At 53.5% G+C, this 6,518-nt stretch carries 9 protein-coding genes and 1 pseudogene; 6 read left to right on the forward strand and 4 right to left on the reverse strand.

All coding sequences use genetic code 11. The annotated features are described in order from the left end of the window. Positions 1-1,104: sensor histidine kinase (locus NCN04_RS06255; protein ID WP_250395524.1), on the forward strand; the 1,104-nt coding region annotated here is incomplete at its 5' end. On the opposite strand, the gene NCN04_RS06260 is transcribed toward NCN04_RS06255, so the two are convergent. Further along, positions 1,073-1,798, reverse strand: a complete 726-nt coding sequence (locus tag NCN04_RS06260; RefSeq protein ID WP_250395525.1) for a response regulator transcription factor — start codon at positions 1,796-1,798, stop codon at positions 1,073-1,075. The genes NCN04_RS06255 and NCN04_RS06260 overlap by 32 nt on opposite strands. Before the next feature lie 115 nt (positions 1,799-1,913). On the opposite strand from NCN04_RS06260, the gene NCN04_RS06265 reads away from it, so the two are divergent. The 4 genes from NCN04_RS06265 to NCN04_RS06280 are packed head-to-tail and all read left to right on the forward strand — an operon-like array spanning position 1,914 to position 4,033. Then, positions 1,914-2,501 carry a hypothetical protein gene (locus tag NCN04_RS06265; protein ID WP_250395526.1) on the forward strand — a complete coding sequence of 196 codons (588 nt, stop codon included), beginning with the start codon at positions 1,914-1,916 and terminating at the stop codon, positions 2,499-2,501. Next, positions 2,498-2,926 (forward strand): hypothetical protein, encoded by a 429-nt coding sequence (locus tag NCN04_RS06270; protein WP_250395527.1) that lies wholly within the window; start codon positions 2,498-2,500, stop codon positions 2,924-2,926. The genes NCN04_RS06265 and NCN04_RS06270 overlap by 4 nt, the downstream gene beginning before the upstream one ends. Continuing rightward, complete coding sequence (locus NCN04_RS06275) at positions 2,923-3,441, forward strand: GspH/FimT family pseudopilin (protein WP_250395528.1); 519 nt, start codon at positions 2,923-2,925, stop codon at positions 3,439-3,441. Before NCN04_RS06270 ends, NCN04_RS06275 begins: the two co-directional genes overlap by 4 nt. Then, complete coding sequence (locus NCN04_RS06280) at positions 3,425-4,033, forward strand: prepilin-type N-terminal cleavage/methylation domain-containing protein (protein ID WP_250395529.1); 609 nt, start codon at positions 3,425-3,427, stop codon at positions 4,031-4,033. Before NCN04_RS06275 ends, NCN04_RS06280 begins: the two co-directional genes overlap by 17 nt. A 76-nt stretch (positions 4,034-4,109) precedes the next feature. Here the strand turns inward: NCN04_RS06280 and NCN04_RS06285 are convergent, their stop codons facing one another. The 3 genes from NCN04_RS06285 to NCN04_RS06295 all read right to left on the reverse strand — a co-directional run bounded on the left by NCN04_RS06285 (position 4,110) and on the right by NCN04_RS06295 (position 6,301). Further along, a complete protein-coding gene (locus NCN04_RS06285; protein ID WP_250395530.1) occupies positions 4,110-4,355 on the reverse strand; it encodes a hypothetical protein in 246 nt (81 codons plus the stop codon). Between the two features lie 132 nt (positions 4,356-4,487). Continuing rightward, complete coding sequence (locus NCN04_RS06290; RefSeq protein ID WP_250395531.1) at positions 4,488-4,838, reverse strand: hypothetical protein; 351 nt, start codon at positions 4,836-4,838, stop codon at positions 4,488-4,490. Continuing rightward, positions 4,835-6,301, reverse strand: a complete 1,467-nt coding sequence (locus tag NCN04_RS06295; RefSeq protein WP_250395532.1) for a sensor histidine kinase — start codon at positions 6,299-6,301, stop codon at positions 4,835-4,837. The genes NCN04_RS06290 and NCN04_RS06295 overlap by 4 nt, the downstream gene beginning before the upstream one ends. A 61-nt stretch (positions 6,302-6,362) precedes the next feature. Here NCN04_RS06295 and NCN04_RS06300 point away from each other — a divergent pair. Then, positions 6,363-6,518, forward strand: a pseudogene (locus tag NCN04_RS06300) (ABC transporter permease); the annotation flags it as partial.

Below are 6,518 nucleotides of genomic sequence, written 5' to 3' on the forward strand. Positions count from 1 at the left end.
CCTTTAGAAAACGAGACGTTGCAGATCCGCCTGCACTCCGAAGGGCCTGAGTTGCTCCCTCAGCAGCAATCCCTTGCAGGAGGAGAGCAGTGGCTGGTGACTCGTCGTCGGGTGTCGACAGTGCAGGGTGATTGGCAGTGGTTGGAGCTGCGTCAAAACATCACCGATTCCCTAGCCCAGGAGCGTTTCAGCCAGCTTTTGTTGCTCGCGGTGGCTGGTGGGTCAATCTTGTTGACCTTTGTTTTGTTGCGTCTTGTGCTTCGGCGTGGACTGCTGTTGCCGCTTCAAGAGCTTGATCATCAGTTGCAGACTCTCGATACCGAAAATCTTGGCGATCACCTCCTTGATCCGGATCATCAGCCGCACGAGTTGCGTCCAATTGTTTTGGCTTTCAATCACCTGCAGCAACGCCTGGCTGTCGCCTGGAAGCGTGAGAGCAGCTTTGTTGATGGAGTGGCCCATGCCCTGCGTACGCCCATCACCTTGATGTCGGGCCATGCACAACGTCTTCAGCGGCATCCGCTCCCCCTTGAGTTGCAACGATCTATCTCGGTGATGGCCTCAGAAGCCAAGCGGATGGGGTTGATGATCACGATGTTGCGTGACTTATCCCGCGCCAATGCGGGGCGTTTGGACTTGCAACTGGAGCCCCTTGATGTCGATCAACAGTTGCTGATTGCCTATGAACGTCTTGGCATGGTTGCTGATGGTCGTTTGCTGTTGCCATCACCGGCCTCTGAATTACCTTCAACCTTGATCGCTGATCATCGCCGGCTTCAAGAGTGCCTTGATGCCTTGGTTAGAAATGCGTTGCTCGACAGCGAAGGCCCGGTGAGTTTGGAGGCCTCGATTGAGGAGGATTGGATCGTGCTGCATGTGCTTGATTCTGGAAATGGAATGTCCTCATCAGAGCGCTCTTTAGAGTTGCAGCGGTTCAGGAGTGGAACCAGCTCGTCTCGCCTTCGTGGCTCTGGAATTGGCTTATCGCTTGTGGATGCCCTGCTCAAAGCGATGGATGGCAACTTGCAGATTGCTGATGCACCCGACGGTGGCGCTGATTGTCAGATTCGCTTCAGGCGCTCATTGTCTCCACCCTCGCCATGAATCCAACCCCGCGAATGGTGTGCAGAAGTTGGGGATGATTTGGCTTCTCGATTTTGCGGCGCAGGTAGCCCATATAGACATCCAGGGTGTTGGGATCACCCACGAATGGCGCCCCCCAGACTCCTTCCAAAATGTTTTGGCGGTGCAGCACCTCCCCAGGGTGCTCAATCAAGTAGCAGAGGAGATCAAATTCCCGTTGCGTTAGCGAGAGCTTGTGTTCGCCTCGATGCACCGCTCGTTGTAGGAGGTTGATGCGCCAGTCGCCAAGCTCCAGCTGTTCCTTTTGTTTTTCGGAAGCGGCGAATGTGCCCCGTCTGAGCCTTGCTCGAACCCGTGCATGCAGTTCCCTGAGTTCAAAGGGTTTGCTGAGGTAGTCGTCCGCTCCGTAGTCGAGGGCTTGCACGCGTGCGTCGAGATCATCGTGGGCCGTGAGCATCAGCACCGGTGTGGTGTTGCCAGTGCTGCGCAGGCGCTGGCAAATCTCCAGGCCGTCGAAATCGGGCAGGCTCCAATCCAAAACCACAAGATCAAAGCGTTGCTGTCGCAGCAGTGTTAGGGCTTTGCTACCAGTCTTGCTGCAGGTACACCTCACCTTGTCGCTTGTGAACTCTTGATAGAGAAAGCGAAGCAGCTCTGGATCGTCATCAACGAGCAGCACTTGAGATTTGGGTTGTTGACCTTCGTGATCCCTCATGCTCACAGTCTGACCGCTTTGGTTTTCTTTCCTCTTTCACTTTTACATTGATTTAGATCTGAGAGACCCCCTCTTTGGGGGATTGTCTTGACTCTTGCTGTCCCTCTGATGGGGGATGGCACGGATGTTTTGTTGGATGGTCTGGCCCTGTCCGGCGCTTTGCGATTCGCCTGGGGAACACTTCATCCAGTTGCGTGTTGATCCTGTGTCGCTTGCGACGGCATTTCGCCCTCAAGCTCAGGCTGGTTTTGTCTTGCCGCTGGCTTTGTCTGCGTCAGCGGTGTTGCTTTTAGGGAGCGCCTCTCTTCATACGCTGAGCCTTCAAGGTCGGTTGCGTTTAACGGCCCTTCGACGACGTGAACATGCTGCTGATCAGTTGCGTTCCGCGGCACAAGCGTTTGCAGCAGCTGCCCGTGGGCCTGAATCTTGTTTGCTGCCCTGGCCATTCACGGATTGGTCTGCTGTCGCCCAGTCCTGCGAAGGTGCCGATCCACTCGCGTTGAGTCGTGGGGTGGTGGCTGAGATTCCATGGTCTCTACTCGATTGGCAGCCCAGCACTGGCAGTGGGCAATTGACACTGCAATTGGCGGACGGCCGAACCGGAAGCTTTCGGCTTGGGTTAGATCCCATCGCTCCTGCCGTACTTGAGATTGGTGATGTTCAGCTTCAGGCCCGAGTTCCTCAGCTGGAGGGCCAGCGATGACCTTGGTTGAACTGGTGGTTTCGTCTGTTGTTTTGGCTGGTAGCAGTAGCGCCGCACTTGGTGTGTGGAATCAGGCTGCCACTGAAATTCAAGGCGCCAAACAATGGGAGGAGCTTGCACTTCAGCTGGAGTCGACGCGCATCGCCACCCATCGTTGGCTTCAGTCAGCACCGGTATCCGCTGATTTGCTCGATCCAAGGTCGCCAGACTGCCGTTTTAAAGGAACGGCTTTAGAAACAGCGGTGGTTGATCGCCTGCCGATTGGATCGGATGTTCGCAGCCGTTGGATACCCGATCCGCAGGGGCTTGGTTATTGGTTGGAGCTGAGTGCTGTTTCCCAGGCACAAGCGCCTCCATTGAAGAGGCGATTGCTGTTTACGCCTGCGGCCTATGGCCTCTGCCAGCCCAAGGCTCTGAGCTCATGAGCTTGATCGAGCAGCTGATGGTGGTGAGTGTCCTGGGACTTGTGCTGTCGATTCCATTCGTAACGGGCCGCAGCGATCGTGATCAGCTTCAGCTGGATGCCAGTGCGCGACGCTTGCAGATGGGTTTGGATCGAGCTCGCAGTTTTGCCAAGCGTGAGCAGCGAGCTTGCGGAATGGCTCTCACCGAGGAGGGGTTTCGTGCTCCGGATGACGATCTCCTGCCTGGTGCGATTCCCTCCTGTACTGGGATTGGCTTGTCGTTGCAGGAGCCTTTTGAGCATGGGCCAATTGTTTTGACGACCAACCTGCCGTCGGTGCTGCGCTTTACCGCGAATGGTTTGCTCTTGGATGGCGGAATCGCTGTGCTCAGTCATCAGCGATTAGAGAAAGCACGTTGTTTGGTGGTGAGCTTGCCCTTGGGAGTGAGTCGTCTTGGCTCGTATCAGGATCCACTTCCTTCGAACGGCGGCCGCTTAAGAAGTAGTCGTTGCTTGCCTCATGTCTCAGCGAGCTAAGTGGATGTTTAAGCAAGTTCCTCCAACCCATGCCAAGTGTGGCTTCACGTTGATCGAGCTGCTGCTGTCCCTCAGCCTTGGCAGCATGCTGTTTGTTGTGTTGCTGCAGCTGATCGCCGCTGATCTACGCCTAGGACAAAGCATGGCGAACCGTTTGCGTGAATCGGCGCAACAACGCCGCACCTTGGAGCTGATTCGTGATGAATTAGCGATAGGGGCCGACTGGGAGGTGGATCCTGCGGTCTCCCCTCAATGGCCCTGTGGCATGGCTGGCCGGCAGCCCGTTTTGGCGATCGGCTTGGATTCAGAGAACACCCAGGCTTCAGTTCAAACCATTGTTTACAGCGTGGGAGCTGCGCCTTCACCGATTTGGCGCGGTCAGGTGTTGATGCGTTGCGGGCCCGCCTACGGACTCGATGGTGTGATGAGGGCAGGGGGTCGGGCCCAAAATCGTGTTCTCATTGATGGATTACCCCCGCAGGGTTTGGGGTTTCAAGCTCGCCTTGACTCTCAATCCAAAGTGCTTCATCTCGAGTTAGAGCAGCTGGCTGATGTTGGCTCTGGACGCCTTCGCTCTGCTGTCGTGTTTTGATGCTTGCTTGGTCACTTAGGGGGCATGCAGTCAGCGCTGCATTCATTTTTTTTTGATGGGTTCTGGTTCTGAGACCTTATTCGTTGAAATAAACCTTGATTCTGATCTTCACCAAGCGTTTGTAAGGAAACACTCTCCAGAATCGCCATAATCCCCAGGCCAGTAGCCAGCCAAATAACCCCACGACCAGTCCGACTAGGAATGAATGTCCAACTAAAAATGGTCCGCTGTATTCCAAATGAAACAGTTCAACTAAAAAGGCAGATGAAACTGCAACCAAATAGGTGGGAATTTGAGGATGATGATTGGTTGGATTTTGCAAGTGGCTTGAGATCTATTCAATCAATTCTAAGGAAGTGCTCTTTGCTGGTTCTTCATCGTTACACCACTACATCGGCCATCTCTATGACCGGATCCAATAACTTTTGTTGGAAGCTGATGCATTCAGATGGGTTTATGCATTCTCAGGCTCTGATGCAGGCCTGAATAGGAAATAGAACTCTACGCTTGCTGCCGCTAGGGCAAGGAAAAGGTGATCAATCCAGCCATTGCGCACTCCCATTCCCATGAAGGCAATCCAGGTGTTGATCACCACCATCACGCAGAGAAAAATACTCAGAATGAAGCTAGTAATATGATTGAGATATTTCCGTTGAATCCACAGGCTTGCCAGTAAAGGAAGCAGGATTAGGGTTGAAGTGGCATGTAAGATTTGCATGCTTAGATCACTATGAATATGGGGTGTAGTGGCAGCCCATAAATTCACGGGAATGAGTAAAGAGCTGAAAATCAAGTAGTAAATCATGATACTGTGCTTGAAGTTGGTTTGGGAAGAATGATTGAAAAGCAACTCCCTTCTCCTGCTTTGCTTTGAACGTATACCTGTCCTCCCATGGCAGAGATCATTTGGGCAACCACAGACAGCCCGAGTCCTGTTCCGCTGATTTCAGAGCTGTTTTCACCACGATAAAAGCGCTTGAAAATATGACGGAGATCGCTCTCTGGAATTCCAATTCCCTCGTCTTTCACGTCAATGGCAATGCCATCCTTATGTGGGTACAGAAATAGCGTAATGAGAGAGTCTTGTGCGGAGTATTTGGCGGCATTGTCGATTAAATCCAAGAGCACTTGTTGCAGGCGTCCAGCATCAGCGAGTGCCGCACTACTTTCGTCATCAGGGATTTTATTCACCACTTCAAGCCTGTGATTCGTGAGATAGCTTTGGCTTAGATCAGCAGCTTTGTCTACCAATACATCAAGGTCTACCACCTCTTGGTTGAGTTGGAGTTGTCCGGAGTCACTGCGCGCGAGGTCGAGGAGATCATCGAGGAGCATGCGCATGCGTATGCTTTCCTCCTCTGCAATTTTCAGTCCACGACGTTCGTCGTCGCTTAACCCCGTGCTGCGTTTAATCGTGCGATGCAGATATCCCTGAACAATGGTGAGGGGCGTTCGCAATTCATGGCTCACAGCACTCACAAAGCGACGTTGATCATCCCAGGACAGGGCCAGGCGTTCGATCAATTCGGAATAGGTCATGGCTAACTGGCGCACTTCCTTCGGTGCCGTTGTGATCTCCGGAATCGGATCTTGATTCAGGGTTTCGGCGGTGAGTGCTGCACTGCGCTCACTGAGTTGTAGAAGAGGCCTCACGATTCGTCGCACCATCGCGTTAATGGTGATTAGTGAGAGCAACATCGATCCCAACCCAGCCAAGATCATCCAACCCAGAAATTCATTTTGAATGCGGCCGGTATCTCTTGTTAGAGCTCCACTCCAAACCTTTTCTCCCGTTGGATAAGCACGACCCAGAAGCGTGAGGTAATTCTGGCCTCCCACATTGATCAGTCGGGTTGTGTGATCTTTCTTGTGAGCCTTCATGGTGGCTCTCATCATGTTCATTGGTATGGGGATGTGGCCAAATGTCGGCAGCACCAGGCGTCCATCCGCCAATTCGATCCAGATGGTGGTTTGCACGCTGGAGTGATCGCGTAGCTCCTGACGCACTTGTAACTGAATAGCTGGGGTCCAATCTTTGGCTGAGTGGCCTTGCCCTAGATAGTCATAGTGCACGAGAGCGTTGCTCAAGTGCTCCGTATTGGCCTGTAAATCCGCTTCTCCATTTCGGATCTGAGTGCGATTACTGAGCCAAAGCCCTGTGGTGGTTGCTCCGGTGAATCCGATCAGAACGGCGATGTAGGTGGCCAGCTGGAGTTGGCCTTCAAGACTTCCTAGAAGTTGCGATCTCCAGTTGGACTTCGATGCCACGAGATCGGTTCCCTTCCCTAGAAAAATTCCTGTCCTCGATTGTGCAGCAGGACCAGGGAGAATGAAACCCTTCGCTCGTTCTAGTGCCTTGAGCTTTGCGGTCTCGCCCTTAGGCATCTCACGCCCCACCCTCTCGGCGCGCATGGCCCGATGGGGTCTGGTGATTGTGGGGATCTACATCGCCGTTGCCCTGCTCACGCCTGCCTTGATCAGCGTT

It is taken from the genome of Synechococcus sp. MU1655, assembly GCF_023630655.1.
Classification (GTDB): Bacteria; Cyanobacteriota; Cyanobacteriia; order PCC-6307; family Cyanobiaceae; genus Synechococcus_C.